Source organism: Bacillus sp. FSL K6-3312 (assembly GCF_038007485.1).
Classification (GTDB): Bacteria; Bacillota; Bacilli; order Bacillales; family Bacillaceae; genus Bacillus; species Bacillus pumilus.
The window spans coordinates 972,430-987,974 of sequence record NZ_JBBOXI010000001.1 but is presented as its reverse complement, the minus strand read 5'-3'; the positions used below and the strand labels follow the sequence as shown (position 1 = coordinate 987,974).

Below are 15,545 nucleotides of genomic sequence, written 5' to 3'. Positions count from 1 at the left end.
TACTTTTGGTTTATTTGAAAGCTTGAGCTGCTTTTACAGCCTTTTTCCACCCGCTATATAACGAGTCACGGCTGCCTTCTTCCATCTTAGGTTCAAAGCGCTTGTCAAGGTTCCATTGTTTTGCAATGTCTGAACGGTCGTTCCAGAAACCAACTGCTATTCCCGCAAGATAGGCCGCACCGAGTGCCGTCGTTTCATTAATTTCTGGACGCTCTACAGGCACATCCAGTAAATCACTTTGGAAGCCCATTAAGAAATCATTCTTTACAGCTCCGCCATCTACACGCAATGTTTTTAATGAAATATTTGAATCCTTTTCCATCGCATCTAACACATCTTTCGTTTGATAAGCAAGTGATTCTAACGTTGCACGGACAAAGTGCTCTTTAGAAGTACCGCGTGTTAATCCGAATACAGCGCCTCTGACATCACTATCCCAGTATGGTGTGCCTAGACCAACGAATGCCGGAACGACGTATACGCCATCTGTTGACTCAACGCGCTCTGCATAAGCTTCGCTGTCTTTCGAGTCTTTAAACATTCTGAGTCCATCACGCAGCCATTGAATCGCTGAGCCAGCAACGAAAATACTTCCTTCTAAAGCATATTCAACTTTGCCGTCAATGCCCCATGCAATCGTCGTTAATAAACCATGATCCGACTTAATGGCTTTTTCCCCTGTATTCATCAACATGAAACATCCTGTACCATATGTGTTCTTCGCCATTCCTTCTTCAAAGCAAGCCTGACCGAATAAAGCAGCCTGCTGATCTCCCGCCGCTCCTGCAATCGGAATATTTCTGCCAAAGAAGTGATAGTCTGTTGTTTCACCATAAATGTGTGAAGATGGTTTCACCTCAGGAAGCATAGAAGCCGGTACGCCAAGGATATCAAGTAATTCTTCATCCCATTTCAGATCGTAAATATTGAACATTAATGTTCTTGATGCATTGGAGTAATCTGTGACGTGTGATTTACCGCCTGTCATCTTCCAAATAAGCCAAGTATCGATTGTGCCAAACAGTAAGTCGCCATTTTCTGCTTTCTCACGGGCACCTTCTACATTGTCTAATATCCATTTTACTTTTGTACCTGAGAAATAAGCATCGATGAGAAGACCTGTTTTATTTCTAAACGTTTCACTGTGTCCTTGCGCTTTTAACTCTTCACAAATGCCAGACGTTTGTCTTGACTGCCAAACAATTGCATTGTAAATAGGTGCGCCTGTATGTTTATCCCAAACAACCGCTGTCTCACGCTGGTTCGTAATTCCGATACCAGCGATTTGGTCTGCTTCAATTCCTGATTCAATTAAAGCAGTTGAAATGACCGATAGAACAGAGCTCCAAATTTCATTTGCATTGTGTTCTACCCAGCCTGGGTTCGGAAAATATTGATTAAATTCCTTCTGAGTTGTATGTGCAATTTTGCCTTCTTGATCAAATAAGATCGCTCTTGTGCTTGTTGTCCCTTGATCTAATGCAAGAATATATTTTTCTTTTGTCATGATGTTTTCCTCCCCTTACATACTTTCATTTACAGCATTTGTTTGGTTTTTCGTAGTGATATAGAGTCCTAACAATACCACAACTAAAATAACGCTTACAATCCAAAAGGCTGGTGTGACGTTCGCTTTAAAGGCTGCATTGTAGAAAACACCGCCAAATGCGCCGCCTAAAATTGGACCAACGACTGGCACCCAAGCATACTTCCAGTTCGATGGGCCTTTCCCTGGAATCGGCAAGATCGCATGTGCGATTCTCGGACCTAAATCACGTGCAGGGTTAATTGCATAACCAGTTGTTCCACCTAAAGAAAGACCAATTGCAACAATTAAGAAACCAACAATCAGCGGATTGACTCCGTCTGCAAATTTATTTGCACCAATCGCTAAGATTCCTAGAACCAATACAAATGTACCGATGACTTCACTAAGTACGTTTGCAAAAGTATGCGGAATCGCAGGACCAGTTGAGAATACGCCTAGCTTTGCACCTGGATCATCTGTTGCTTTCCAATGCGGTAAGTAATGTAAAAAGACAATAGTAGCCCCTATTAGTGCACCAAGCATTTGACCAATAATATACATTGGAACATCAGCCCAAGGAAAACTTCCTTCTAGCGCAAGCCCAATTGTGAGTGCAGGGTTTAAATGCGCTCCGCTAATTCCACCAGTTGCATATGCTGCAATGGCTACTGCAAATCCCCATCCGAAAGCGATTACAATCCAGCCGGATTGATATGCGAGTGATTTCTTTAAATTAACTGCCGCACACACACCGCCTCCAAAAATAATGAGCAGCATTGTACCTACGACTTCTCCCCAAAATGGTGTCATGAAAAATTCCTCCTCTGGTTCAGTTGCCATCCCCTATGAATGTGTAGAAAGATAAAGAAAAAGATCCACAACAAACATACTTTACATCAGGGTCATTTGTCACCTAGTAAAGCGTTGTTGTGGATCTCCGTTTCTCCATCACATGATATTAACTTAGTGCAATAGTATCAGAGAATGAAAACGTTGTCAATAAATATTCACATTTTATCTTTTCACTTTTGGAACGCTTTCCAAAGGGTGGTATTTGAGGTCGTCACAGCTGTAGCCCCTGCTTCAAGCGCTCTTTCTACATCTTCTTTTGTACGGATAAATCCGCCTGCAAAAATCGGGATCCCAGTTCGCTCGCGCACTTCTGTAATTAAATCTGGCACGACGCCCGGCAATACTTCAATAAAATCTGGACGATGTTTCCCGACGAACTCCATGCTTTTTTCCATGGCACTCGTATCAAGTAAAAACATTCGCTGAATGGCATATACCTTTTTTTGCTTGGCTTTTACTATGACAGAAGACCTAGTAGAAATAATTCCTGCTGGCTTCATTTCCTGACAAATAAATTCCGTTCCATACTCATCATGTTTAATCCCGTGAATGAGATCGACATGGACAAACATTTTTTTGTGATGAGCATTTGCCTCATTCATGATGCCCTTAAGCCGGCCTAAGTGAACATCAAGTAAAACACCATATGTAAATGGACTTTTTAAAAATTCCTCAAATTGCTTCATATTGCGTACAGCAGGTAAAATGGGTTGATCATGAAAACTCATAAGCCGTCTCCTTCAAAAGTGTATTGGATCAGTCTTCTCCTAACAGTAATTGAAACTCTTCTATTTTTCAATACACCTAGTGTGCCCAATACCGATTTCATCTCACATCATCTTCATAGAACTAGCTCAAAATGATGGAAAGCAAACTTTTATTCGATAAAAAAAGCAGAGAAGTCTCTCTGCTATAGCTGTGCCATGCTTTCTTTTAAGGTATTGATGATAAATGAGGCGTCATCATCTGTTATATTAAGCGGCGGTGCAAGCTGGGCAACGTTATTATAGCCCGCCACTGTATCTCCATTTTTCCCGATGATCAGTCCGCGTTTTTTACATTCAGCAATCAATTGACCGACGACATGTGGCTCAGCTGGTTTTTTGGATTGTTGATCCTGAACAAGCTCTATGCCAAACAGCAAGCCTTTTCCTCTGACATCTCCGACAAAAGGGTGTTCTTTTAACTCTTGCAAACGTTCAAGCATATCCCGGCCGAGCGCATCGGACCGTTCAACTAATTGCTCGTTTTCCATAATCTCTAGGTTGGCAAGTGCCACCGCACAGGAAGCAGGGTGCCCGCCAAATGTATTCACATGACGCAGCCTGTCATACGTATCTACTCCTGCATAGGCTTCATAGATTTCTCGTTTCACACACGTTGCAGAAAGCGGTAAATAACCACTTGTGATCCCTTTTGCCATGGTGATAATATCCGGCTTTACTTCCTCATGCATAAAACCAAACCGCTTCCCTGTCCGGCCAAATCCGCAGATGACTTCATCTACAATGAGAAGCGCTCCATGAGCTTCACAGATGTCTTTGACCTTCTTCAAATACCCTTTTGGCGGCATTAGGATACCTCCGCCCGTAATGATCGGCTCCATAATGACCCCAGCTATCGTCTCACTTAGTTCCCACGTCATGGCCTGATCTATTGCCATAGCACTTGCCAGATTCTCTTGATCCTCAGGATGACGATACACATCAGGCGGTGCGACATGAATAAAGCCCTGACCTAATGGTTCATATTTATATTTACGCTGCGCTTGACCGGTTGCAGCAAGAGCAGCTGCTGTATTGCCGTGATACGACCGGTACCGGGAGATGAACTTTGTCCTAGCACTCTCTCCTTTTTGCGCATGATATTGTTTGGCCATTTTAAATGCAGCTTCATTGGCTTCAGAACCGCTGTTAGAAAAGAAGATGACATAGTCCCCGCCAAGCCACTCATTTAGCTTTTCAGCTAGCTGAATCGCCGGCACGTGGCTTTGTGTAAGCGGATAGTAAGGCATTGTCTTTAATTGCTTATACGCCGCTTCTGCAAGCTCTTTCCGGCCATATCCGGCATTTACACACCAAAGGCCTGACATTCCGTCTAAATAGCGATTTCCATGAATATCTGTCACCCATGCGCCTTCTGCCTCGTGAATGACCATACTTTCATTTTCCTTGTTTGTCCCCTTCATATGATGCCAGATCAACTGATCATCTTTCGCCTGAAGATTTTGAGCCTGCTCATGTATTTTCATCTTCCCGCCCCCATGTATCCGTTTTCATCATTAAAGAAGCTTAGACCAGTTCAGCAGCACATTGCCTCTCCATTCATTATATGGATGAAACGTGAGGCATATGAAACTACCAATCGTTACTTTCATTATAAAAAAGGGGGCAGGCCGATTACATTAGACAGATCGTCAACTGATTGAACACGAGCATAAGACATTTTTCTTGATGCCTTGGCAAAATGGAACACACTCCGCTAACGTCGATTTCCTTGCAGGAATTCATAAGCAAGAATCGCAAATTCAAGCGCCTGTCGTTTCGGCGCCTGCATCATATCCTCACCGAGCAAGGCATGCAGTTTATCCAGTCTATGATAAAGGGTTTGCCTGACAATATAAAGCTGGCTTGCGGTTTCTTTTTTAGAACCGTTTGTCTGTAAAAAGAAATTCAGCGTTTGATAGAGTCTCCCGTTATTTTGATTATCGTATAAAATCACGGGCTCTAAATACTCTTTCACCATACATTCAAGCAAACCGCTTTCCTTCATCATGGGCATGAGGCGGAGCATATGTAGATCTTGGTAAAATGGACTTTCCATCCGCTGAGGCATCACTTTTTTTAAATGCAGCACTTCTTTGGCTGCTTGAAAGCTTTTTCTCATGTGCTGAAACTTTTCACAATATTGCCCGATACCAAAATTGATCTCGGCCCCTCGGGGCTGCTCTCGGTCATACAATTGTTTGATGTCGTTTGCAGCCTTTTCTGCACGCTCTTTCCAGTCCTCTTTCTTTCTCGTGTTTAATAAAATAAACAAGGTTTGTTCTTGATGCTCATATGCAATCAGATGGAAACCCGCACGCTGAAAAATGGAGCGGCAAGAGACAAGAAAGTAAAGATTCCCTGCGATTTCTTCAATTTGATGATGCTTTTGAAAGAGCAAGACTACGCAGCCAGTTGGCTTTTTCACCCCTTCTGTTTCTTCAAGGTGCTCTATGATCTCTTGTTCTGTATGCTCTTCTTGAAACCATTTTTGCAGCCATTCAATTTCTTTTGTCTTCTTCAGCTCTTCTGTATAAAGCTCTCTTAATATTTGCTGGGCTAGAGCATTCGCTCCTTTATCCATCACAAGCAGTTCGAATTCAGAGAGAGTGTCCGCTTGATGAATGAGCACAAGATCTGCAAATGTTTGTTTGAGCGCAAGCACTTGTTTTTGTGTCACTTCGTATCCTTTTGGCACAGAAGCAAACTGCAAATAATTCATGACCAGTTCTTCGGTTTGTTTGGAAGAATCACATAAAATAATCGGCTCGCCCTGAACAGGGAGGAGTAAAAGAATCCCCCTTACGTGCTGATACACTTGATCCAAAATATCCATCTGCGGATGCGGGGTCAGTAAAAGCTCATTCAGCTTTGATGATAGTGCTTCTAAATCAGCCATCATTTGATACTGACGCTCGATCATCATCGTATGAAGATGCTGCGTGATGTTGACGAACTTCACTTCTTTTGTAAACAGAATAAGCGGAAAATCTCTTTCTTCTGCATAGGTCAGCAATTCTTCCGGCACTTCGAATCTTAGCGGAACAAATTCAATACACAAGCCGGCCGCCCCTGAATCAATCAGCTGTCGTAAAAACGCTTGAAACACATCCAGTTGATCATGGAAGCCTGCGGCTGTCGTTAATATCAGCTCGCCTCCATTTAATAAATCCTCTACATCAGGCACTTCTAACACATGTATCCATTTGACCTGCCGAAACAATCCTTTTTCCCCTGCTAACACTTTTGCATGCGCAAAATGCTTCGTTTTCAACACGTCACTCACTTGGAAATGAACATCTACATTCATTCATATGTCCCCCTTTGTTTGCCGCCTATCCACTATCCCAGAGGGTGCATGGATAAAATCCATAATAAAACTGGTAATGTCACGATACTTAAGATTGTACTGAGAAATGTCGTGCTTGAAACAAACTCAGGCTTCGTTCGAAATTGTACAGCCATCAGCGTGGTATTTGCTGCTGTCGGCATGGCTGCCACTAAAATCATAATTTGTTTCACCATATCGTCTACCGGTAAAATAAGCGTAAAGCCAAATGCAATAAGTGGGGAGATAAACAGCTTCAGCAATACAGCATAAGAAATATTGCGATAATCCACTTGCTTAAAAGAGATCACAGCAAGCTGCATACCTAAAATAAGCATAATCGTCGGTATGGCAGCATTCCCGACAAGCTGAATACCCGTCATCAGCTCTTTAGGTAATGAAAGGTCAATCAGCTGAAATAATAGACCGATGAGTGCCCCGTAAGCAACTGGCATACGCAGCACTTTTTTCAAGACGACCTTTCCATCTCCCGCATCCTCTCCGCCCTTTGCTGCATAATACATGCCGATTGTACTCATGACAAGCTGCTGCAGCACCATCAACACAATCGCAATATCCAAACCTACGGCTCCGAAGACAAGAAGCACAACAGGCGTGCCATAGTTTCCATTGTTCATAAAAGCTGACGACAGAATCATGGCGCAATACGTTTCATTCGAATACCCATAAATACGAGATAAAATAAAGACACATAAAATAAGTGCAAGACAAAGCCCGACAACAAAAATGGATAAATACACATAGTCCATCGACACTTTGTTTTGATAAAAGGTTTCAAACGCAAGAAATGGTGACATTAAATATAAAGACATTGATGAGAGCGTATGTATGTCAAAACCAATCGCCTTCTGCCCGATATACCCGATCAGGAATATGCCGAACACTGGCAGTAAGACAAGTAAAAACTCCATGTTGCACCTACTTTTCTCTAGTTGAATTCCAGATTCCTTCTGCTTCCTCATTATCATACCACTGATAAACAATAAAAAAGAAGCACCCTTATGAAAGGCCGCTTCTTTCCTCATCCATATAAAACACTTCCCACAAATGACCATCAAGATCCTGAAAGCTCCACCCATACATGAACTCATGATCCTGCTTTTCCTTAAACGGTGAACCCCCTGCCGCCATTGCCTGTTCGACAAGCTCATCGACCTCTTCTCGTGAATGAACGCGCATAGAGATAATCACCTCTGATGCCTTTTTTGCATCCACTAATTGTTTCTCTGAGATGGATTGAAAATGCCTAAGAGATAACAGCATAACGGTGATCGTGTCATCAATGACCAAACAGGCCGCCTGATCATTCGTGAACTGCTGCTCAAAGTCAAAGCCCAGCTGCTCAAAAAAAGCGATAGATTCCTTCACATGATTTACCGGCAAATTGATATACAGATGTTTAGATTGTCGCCCCATGTTCCTCTCCTTTTTGAACACATAATCTCCTTTCAGTATATTCAGCTTTTTCTCCAGCATCCCTTTGGCAATTGAAAAAATCTGATGTCATCAAAAAGAAGCGCCTCAACAATAGGCGCTTCTTTTCATTATTTCTTATATTCAATATGGTACACGTCTCTTCTTCGGTCTTTCAGCTGACGTACGGTTCCATCTTGTCTTTGTCTTCTTAAAATTTCTAAATCGACATCACCTACGACGACCATCTCAATGTTTGGATTACACTCTCCTACAATCCCATCTCTTGCAAATTCAAAGTCTGATGGGGCAAATATAGCCGATTGCGCATATTGAACATCCATATTTTCGGTTTGCGGAAGGTTGCCAACTGTTCCCGAGATGACGGTATAAATCTGGTTTTCAACCGCTCTCGCCTGTGCACAGTAACGTACTCTTAAATAGCCTTGGCGGTCTTCTGTACAGAACGGAGTGAAAATAATTTTCGCTCCTTTGTCAGCTGCGATCCGTGCAAGCTCAGGAAATTCAATATCATAGCAAATTTGGATCGCAATTTTTCCGCAGTCCGTATCAAATACCCGAACCTGGTCACCAGCTGAAATCCCCCACCATTTTCTTTCATTCGGCGTGATATGAAGCTTATATTGCTTTTCAATCGTTCCATCACGTCTAAATAAATAGGCGATATTGTAGATTTTCCCTTCCTCTTCTACAAAGTGGGACCCGCCGATGATATTAATGTTATATTTCACAGAAAGGTCTGTGAACAAATTAATGTAGTCCTCGGTATATTCCGTGATTCGCTGCACAGCAAGACTTGGTGACCGCTCTTCTAAATAAGACATGAGCTGCGTCGTGAAAATTTCTGGGAATACCGCAAAGTCAGCTGATGCATCTGATGCGACATCCACATAATACTCGACCTGATTCATAAATTCTTCAAAGGAGTGAATTTGTTTCATCGCATATTGAATCACACAAATTCGAACAGGGAACGCCGATTTAAAATATCTTTTCGATTGCGGGCGATAATCGACATTGTTCCATTCCATTAACGTCGCATACGTGCTGGATGCTTTATCATCAGGCAAGTAATTCGGATTGATCCGCATGAGACTAAATTCATTTAACAGCTGAAAAGATAAAACGGGATCATAGATTTGGTGAATCGTGACCTGCTCTACATACTGGCGAGGCGTCATTTCCTCTTGGTATTTATGATAATTCGGAATGCGTCCGCCAATGATGATGCTTTTTAAATTTAATCTTCTTGCTAAGTCTTTTCTTGCTTCATACAAACGATGTCCAATTTTCATGCGGCGGTACTCAGGACTCACCATGACTTCGATTCCGTACATATTCATCCCATCAGGATTATGGTTTGTGATGTACCCATCATCTGTAATGTCCTGCCACGTGTGGCGATCATCGTATTCATCAAAGTTAATTAATAAACTTGAACAAGAGCCAATGATTTCCCCCTCGAATTCAGCACAAAACTGTCCTTCTGGGAAATGCTCAAGGTGGCTTTCAAGATGCTCCCGTTTCCAAGGATCCATGCCCGGAAAACATACCTCTTGTAAGGCAATGATTCGATCAATATCCTCTTCATGGATATTACGGATCACTATTCTTTTTTCAAACCGCGTTAAGTCTAGTTTTTCTGCCATGATGTATTTGCCCCCTTACTGATCCTCTTTTTCAAGCTGATGGAATAGCTGGAGCAATTCGATTTCAGCCATGGATTCTAATCTGACATCATATTCTTCAAATTGCAGCGTGCTCGTCACTTTGTTTGGGACGATGACACATTTCATACCTGCCCGTTTGGCAGCTACTGATCCATTTACAGAATCCTCAAATGCCACACAATCTTTTGGCTCTACCCCTAAGCAGCGTGCGGTTTGCAAATAGAGCTCTGGATTTGGTTTCACTTCTTCCACATCATCTGACGTGCGGATACATTCAAAATAGTCGAAAAGACCAATCTGCTTCAGGTGATCAGACACCCATTTATAGTCTGAGCTGGAAGCAAGTCCAATCTTGATCCCCAGCTCCTTTGCTGCTTCTAAATAAGCTTCTACACCAGGTCTTGCTGATTCGTCCTTCATTCTTTTTTGAAAACGAGAACGCCGATCTGCTGTGAGTGTCTCATGATCCAGCGTCTTCCCTAGCTGCTTTTCCAAATATTCAAATGGCTTAAAGCCTGCCTGCGTACCAATGACCTTGCCCCATACGGAAAGAGGCAGATCTGACTCATGCTCCGCAAACATTTCTTGTAAAACCTCATATTCATGTGTTTCTGTATCTAAAATTAATCCGTCAAAATCAAATATAATCGCCTTTACCAACGAGGCCACTCCTTTTTTTACAAAAGTCTTAAAGATATACTCAATGCTATCATATCGTGAATAAAATTGACTTTCAAAGATGAATGTCTGCTAAAATGATTATGTATAAAAGGAGCCTGCACCGTTTTGTCAGGAGCCTGCACCGTTTTGTCAGGCTCCTACCCATGTTCGGTTCATTCTGCAAGAGATCCAAGCGCTCCGATTCGTGGAGAAATAGGCGATGTTGAAAAAGAGCGGGTTTGGTATTACAGATCTTAAAGGTTTCTCCGTTCCCTTAAAAATAGTATGTGCGAGGTCCTTGTAAGTTAACAAGGAAGTTCACACCATCTTTTACGCATTTTGAAGGTGACGGCTGGCAAAATCGTCTAGATCAAACGGAAAAGAAAAGCCGCAGGCATTGACCTGCTCACGGTTTCGTTCGAATAGTTCACGATCTCGTTTGGTGAGATGACGTTTCGGTTTTACAATGATGGTATGTAATAGCTGAAGTCCCGATAAAATACGAAAAGCATCGTCCATCGTCCCGTTATATACGCCATCAATAAAGGTAAGGGAGCGATCTTTTTGACGCATATCCCGTTGCTGTCCATTGACAGCATGAGAAAGAAGATCTTCAACATCCTTTGATATTTCTTCAATTGCCTGCTCTTGCAGGTCTGTAGCAGCTTTCATTAATCTCACGTGACATCTACCTCTCTGTCGTTATTCTCCATTCAGAATAGCACAGAAAAAAAGGCGTTCGCCAAGGTAAGTGTTTCCTATATATACCCATAGAGAGGAACGGATATCATGATCATAAAAGGACACACGCTCTCACTCAAAGTAGACGAGCAGTATCATCACACTTCACTCAGTCATTTTTTAAAGACAGCCGTCTCTGCATCAAAACCGATTATTCATTTTTGGATGGAGCATCAAAAAGTTCGTTTAAATCAAAAGCCTGCCCATCACGCGGCTAAAGTCAGTCAAGGCGATCAGATCATCATTGATTTATTTGAAACAGAAGAAAGTGATGTAACACCAGAATACGGTGAATTAGAGGTACTCTTTGAGGACGAGCATTTATTAATTGTGCAAAAACCTGCCGGCCGGCCAACTCATCCGAATGAACAAGGACAAACAGGCACACTGGCAAATCTTGTGGCATTCCATTTTCAAGCAAATGGAGAAGAAAAGCGGGTAAGACATATCCACAGGCTAGATCAAGACACGAGCGGCACCGTCATTTTTGCAAAGCATAGGTTAGCCCATGCGGCTCTTGATCAAATGCTTTCTAAAAAAACAATCAAACGCACATACATCGCCATCGCAGAGGGACTTTTCAAAAAAAAGAAAGGCACCATCGAGGCAGCGATCGGCCGTGACAAACACCATGCAGTCAGACGAAGAATCTCCCCTAATGGGCAAAAAGCTGTTACTCATTTTCAGGTCATGGACATGAATAAACGTCTGCAACTGACAGCCGTTAAACTTCATTTAGAAACGGGTAGAACGCATCAAATTCGTGTCCACCTGAGCAGTCTCGGGCATCCACTAGCTGGGGATACATTATATGACGGAGTTCGTGATTACATCAACAGGTGTGCTCTTCACGCCAAGCAAGTAGACATGAAACATCCTTTTACAGGTGAGCATCTGATCATCGAAGCACCTCTACCACCTGATTTGGACCAGCTCATGAGTCAAATCATCCATTAACAAAAGAGCCTGCGTTTGAAAGCAGGCTCTTTTTCTTTATTCAGACACTCTTTTTGCATAAATAATATACCGCTCTGGCGCATTGCCGACGATATGAAAAGGATAGCATGTGGTTAATATCAGCTCTTCCTTTTCATTCTGCAACGTAATGATGGATGTATCATGCTGATCGACAATTTTCGTATGTGTGATTTCATATATAAATTCACCATACGGCACAGTGATTTTCAGCTGATCTCCAATATCCAGTTCGCCTGTCCGGCGAAACACCGTGTCACGATGGCCAGAAAGGACGATTTGTCCATTTTGATCCGGATAATAACTGTCTTTGTAGTGTCCTACTCCCTTTGCAAGGTCTTCCGCATCCGTCCCTTCGACAATTGGTAGGTCTGCTTTTAATTTTGGAATCGTCAGAATGCCAGAAGCTTTCCCCACTTCTGGAGCAAACTGCTTCTTGGACATCCCTTGATCGTCCGCCACGACCTTCTTCGCTTCGTCTAATGATTGGGCTGTTTGAAGATGAGTAGAGGCGATTTGCCAAATTCCCCAGCCGAGCAGCACAATCCCGGCTGTCATCACAGTCAGTGCAAGCCACTTTTTCATGCTTAAACTCCTTTGCCTGTTACGTTTCTCTTAGATGATACGCTTTTTAGCTTGCTGCTTTTTCTTCTTGTTTTGCTTTTTGAATTCGTCCTTCTTTTTGATACAAAATGGAAGCCCCCTCAAAGCTTTTCACAAAATCGACAGTGGCTTCTAAGTCTTCTGGGCCTGTTTCAGGGTTTTGCCCAAGCCTGCCTATTGGTGCATATTTACTGCCAGTTGCAGTTGCCATGAAGTTATTCACAGTGAGTGTATACGTTTGATCGAGAGCTACGGCTGAACCATCTGGCAGCTTCAAGTCGACTACTTTATATGTTACAGGATCATAGGAATATGAAAAGCCTGAAATGCTATAATCTGGTCCAAATTGCGGAGAAATTTGTGCTTCTATGATCTCTACTAAGTCTTTTCCCTTGATCTCTAGTTTGACTAAAACGTTGCCAAATGGCTGAATATTAAAGAGATCTCCCCATGTTATCGGCCCTTTTTCAAGGTTTTGCCTAATGCCGCCTCCATTCATCATGGCAAAGTCACTTTTCATTGAATATCTCATACCATCCGCAATCAAATTACCAAGCGGCGTGTCTCCATCATTTGAATAGCCGCCTTCCATTTTGACCCCGGCTTCTCCAACAACCTCACTAATAATCGGCTCCACTTCTTTCCCGTAATGAGCCAAGATGTCTGCTGCTTCCTTGTCCTTTTCTATATCAGATTGATCTACATACTGGATATTCGCACTTTTTTTGACGATATCCTTCGTTTTACGGTCAAGTGTCACATTAACTTCGCCAATCGCCTTCCCGTATTCAAAGGCTTGCACAATTAATTTTCCATTGACCTCTCCATTGACCACTTCGTGATTATGCCCTGCAAAGATGACGTCAATTTCATCATCACCTTCTTTGGCAAGCTTTACACTCTCCCCGGTGATCGTATCGCCATTTTGAGAGGCTGTCATATGAGCTAAAACCGCTATAGCTTTAACTCCTTTTTGTTTTAATTCCTTCGTGGCTTCATTCACAGCTTTGACTTCATCTGTAAACTGAATGTCTTTAATCCCTTCTGGCATGACCATTCCTGCGGCTGACTTGGTCACAACGCCGATAAATGCGACTGGGATTCCTTCGACATCGATGATTTCATAAGCCGGTAAAAGCGGTTTGCCAGTATCCTTGTATTCACAGTTCGCACAAACGAGCGGAAAGTTCTGTCCGTCATACCCCTTTGTGCCTTTAGGATGATCTCCGCCATTTAAGATACGCAATAGCTCGTCTACGCCTTCATCGAATTCATGGTTGCCGACCGTGCCGACATCAAAGCCAATGTTCTCCATGAGTTCAACGGTTGGTTCATCTTGCAGAAGAGAAGATATTGGAGAGCTCCCGCCAATCATATCTCCAGCATGGACCGTGATCGTATTTTTGTGCGCTGCTTGTTTTTGCTTCATATAGGCCGCGACATAATCCAACCGCCCATACATGCCTTTATTGCCATCATCTTTTAGATCCAATTCGTATTCTTGATCAATTTTACCGTATAAATCATTCAAACTTAAAATCGTTAATGGTACGTCGTCCGCATCCTTTGCCGGCTGATAACCAGCCTGCTCTGCTTCTTCTTTGGAAGCAAAAAAGATCCGTTTATCCACATCGATTTCTTTCCATTTGTCAGGGGACACGTAGGTTTTGACAGATGAATCACCAACATAGCGTGTCAGTCCTTTTTTCTGTTCACGTGCTCTAAATTCAAATGGCTGTTCCAGCAGAGGATCCGCTTCGTTCCATATGCCCAGTCCTTTTTCCTTTGCTTCTTTTACTGCTTTTTGAAACGTATGATAGTCCTTTTCATCTCCAACTGGCCAGATGAAATAAGTAGGGGCATATCCTTTTTTCACAAGCTCTAGATTTGTATTTAACCCTTTTTTGGTTTTCACTTGAGCTAAAAGACGTCCATAGTTATCTTTCGCTTCAGGACCAATCTTTAATGTGACTTGGTCACCGCTTGAAAGTAGTGTTTTTAAATAGTCAGTCGCTTGCTGTCCAAAACGCAATTGGTTTTTGTCTAGTTCACTTTTTGGCTGATGATACGTTTCCGGCGTGTCCATATTCACAAAACGCACCTTTGTTGTACCTAGAACGGGCTTCTTTAGATGAATCGTATCTCCATCCACCACACGGTCAACCGTTGCTTTGTATTCTTTCTTCATCTTTGGCGGCTTTGGCTGACGTTTCAGCAGGTTGATATCATCCTTATGTCTTGGAAGCAACTGCAACGTATCATACCTGCTTAACACCCCTGTAAACTCGTACCATTTTCCTGTCTTTACTTTATCAATCGCATTCGTATCGACCATCACTCTCAAAGTGGTGCTGTGATATTTTTTATCAATGATCACTACATTGTATCCACCGCCAGCCGGCTGCGCTGGTTTTGTTTCTACATAACCTTTGACCTTCACTAATCTTCCTTCATGCTTACCTGCTTGTTCCGTTTCTAGCTGCTTCACAGACACTCGTTTCACCTTTGGCAAGGTTTGGTTCACAGCATCTACCTTCAGACTGCCTTGATCTGGCACAATTTCAATCAGTCCTTTATAAGACGTAATTTTACCAGTCACTGTCACCTTCATCCCTGCTTTTAGTTCCGGGAAGTGATTGGGCTGCGCTGAATAAACATTGATTCCAGCTGATTTGTCTTGAATGTATGTGGACAGTTTCCCATTGCCTACAGCTGATTGATCTGCTGTCACAATTCCGCTCACTGTCACGGTCTCTCCTATGAGCTGACGGGCTTTTTTGATGTGCACAATCTTTTTTTGTTTCCACACCATTTCTTTCTTTTCAGATGCATTGACCTCGTTCCCTGCGGACATACCAGGCAATAAGGATTGCAAACTAAAGATCACCAAAACCAAACAACAAATCATTCGAATAGATAGCATTCGTTTCATTAGACCTCTCCCCTTTGCGCTTCATCTCTCATAGTGT

At 42.6% G+C, this 15,545-nt stretch carries 13 protein-coding genes; 1 reads left to right on the top strand and 12 read right to left on the bottom strand.

The window, feature by feature from the left end; all coding sequences use genetic code 11:
* Positions 1-10: 10 nt before the first annotated feature.
* The 10 genes from glpK to MHI11_RS04735 all read right to left on the bottom strand — a co-directional run bounded on the left by glpK (position 11) and on the right by MHI11_RS04735 (position 10,938).
* Positions 11-1,507, bottom strand: a complete 1,497-nt coding sequence (gene glpK, locus MHI11_RS04780) for a glycerol kinase GlpK (RefSeq protein WP_044140635.1) — start codon at positions 1,505-1,507, stop codon at positions 11-13.
* 15 nt (positions 1,508-1,522) lie between these two features.
* A complete protein-coding gene (locus tag MHI11_RS04775) occupies positions 1,523-2,338 on the bottom strand; it encodes an MIP/aquaporin family protein (protein WP_065098955.1) in 816 nt (271 codons plus the stop codon).
* Positions 2,339-2,550: 212 nt separating this feature from the next.
* A complete protein-coding gene (locus tag MHI11_RS04770; RefSeq protein WP_003212480.1) occupies positions 2,551-3,108 on the bottom strand; it encodes a glycerol-3-phosphate responsive antiterminator in 558 nt (185 codons plus the stop codon).
* A gap of 182 nt (positions 3,109-3,290) precedes the next feature.
* On the bottom strand, positions 3,291-4,631 hold the full coding sequence (locus tag MHI11_RS04765) for an aspartate aminotransferase family protein (RefSeq protein WP_044140636.1): 1,341 nt from the start codon (positions 4,629-4,631) through the stop codon (positions 3,291-3,293).
* Positions 4,632-4,861: 230 nt separating this feature from the next.
* Complete coding sequence (locus MHI11_RS04760) at positions 4,862-6,454, bottom strand: PucR family transcriptional regulator (protein WP_065098956.1); 1,593 nt, start codon at positions 6,452-6,454, stop codon at positions 4,862-4,864.
* Positions 6,455-6,486: 32 nt separating this feature from the next.
* Positions 6,487-7,404 (bottom strand): AEC family transporter, encoded by a 918-nt coding sequence (locus MHI11_RS04755; RefSeq protein ID WP_065098969.1) that lies wholly within the window; start codon positions 7,402-7,404, stop codon positions 6,487-6,489.
* 88 nt (positions 7,405-7,492) lie between these two features.
* Positions 7,493-7,909 (bottom strand): VOC family protein, encoded by a 417-nt coding sequence (locus MHI11_RS04750; RefSeq protein WP_065098957.1) that lies wholly within the window; start codon positions 7,907-7,909, stop codon positions 7,493-7,495.
* 128 nt (positions 7,910-8,037) lie between these two features.
* Complete coding sequence (locus tag MHI11_RS04745) at positions 8,038-9,576, bottom strand: bifunctional GNAT family N-acetyltransferase/carbon-nitrogen hydrolase family protein (protein ID WP_003211656.1); 1,539 nt, start codon at positions 9,574-9,576, stop codon at positions 8,038-8,040.
* Between the two features lie 15 nt (positions 9,577-9,591).
* Positions 9,592-10,257 carry an HAD family hydrolase gene (locus MHI11_RS04740; RefSeq protein ID WP_003211898.1) on the bottom strand — a complete coding sequence of 222 codons (666 nt, stop codon included), beginning with the start codon at positions 10,255-10,257 and terminating at the stop codon, positions 9,592-9,594.
* A 330-nt stretch (positions 10,258-10,587) separates the two neighbouring features.
* Positions 10,588-10,938 carry a DUF5365 family protein gene (locus MHI11_RS04735; RefSeq protein ID WP_003212251.1) on the bottom strand — a complete coding sequence of 117 codons (351 nt, stop codon included), beginning with the start codon at positions 10,936-10,938 and terminating at the stop codon, positions 10,588-10,590.
* A gap of 108 nt (positions 10,939-11,046) precedes the next feature.
* Between MHI11_RS04735 and MHI11_RS04730 the strand changes: the two genes are divergently transcribed.
* Positions 11,047-11,955: an RluA family pseudouridine synthase gene (locus MHI11_RS04730; protein WP_340960534.1), complete on the top strand. Its 909-nt coding sequence runs from the start codon at positions 11,047-11,049 to the stop codon at positions 11,953-11,955.
* A gap of 36 nt (positions 11,956-11,991) precedes the next feature.
* On the opposite strand, the gene MHI11_RS04725 is transcribed toward MHI11_RS04730, so the two are convergent.
* Positions 11,992-12,558 carry a class D sortase gene (locus MHI11_RS04725; RefSeq protein WP_340960533.1) on the bottom strand — a complete coding sequence of 189 codons (567 nt, stop codon included), beginning with the start codon at positions 12,556-12,558 and terminating at the stop codon, positions 11,992-11,994.
* Between the two features lie 46 nt (positions 12,559-12,604).
* On the bottom strand, positions 12,605-15,508 hold the full coding sequence (locus tag MHI11_RS04720; protein ID WP_340960532.1) for a 5'-nucleotidase C-terminal domain-containing protein: 2,904 nt from the start codon (positions 15,506-15,508) through the stop codon (positions 12,605-12,607).
* Between the last annotated feature and the right edge of the window lie 37 nt (positions 15,509-15,545).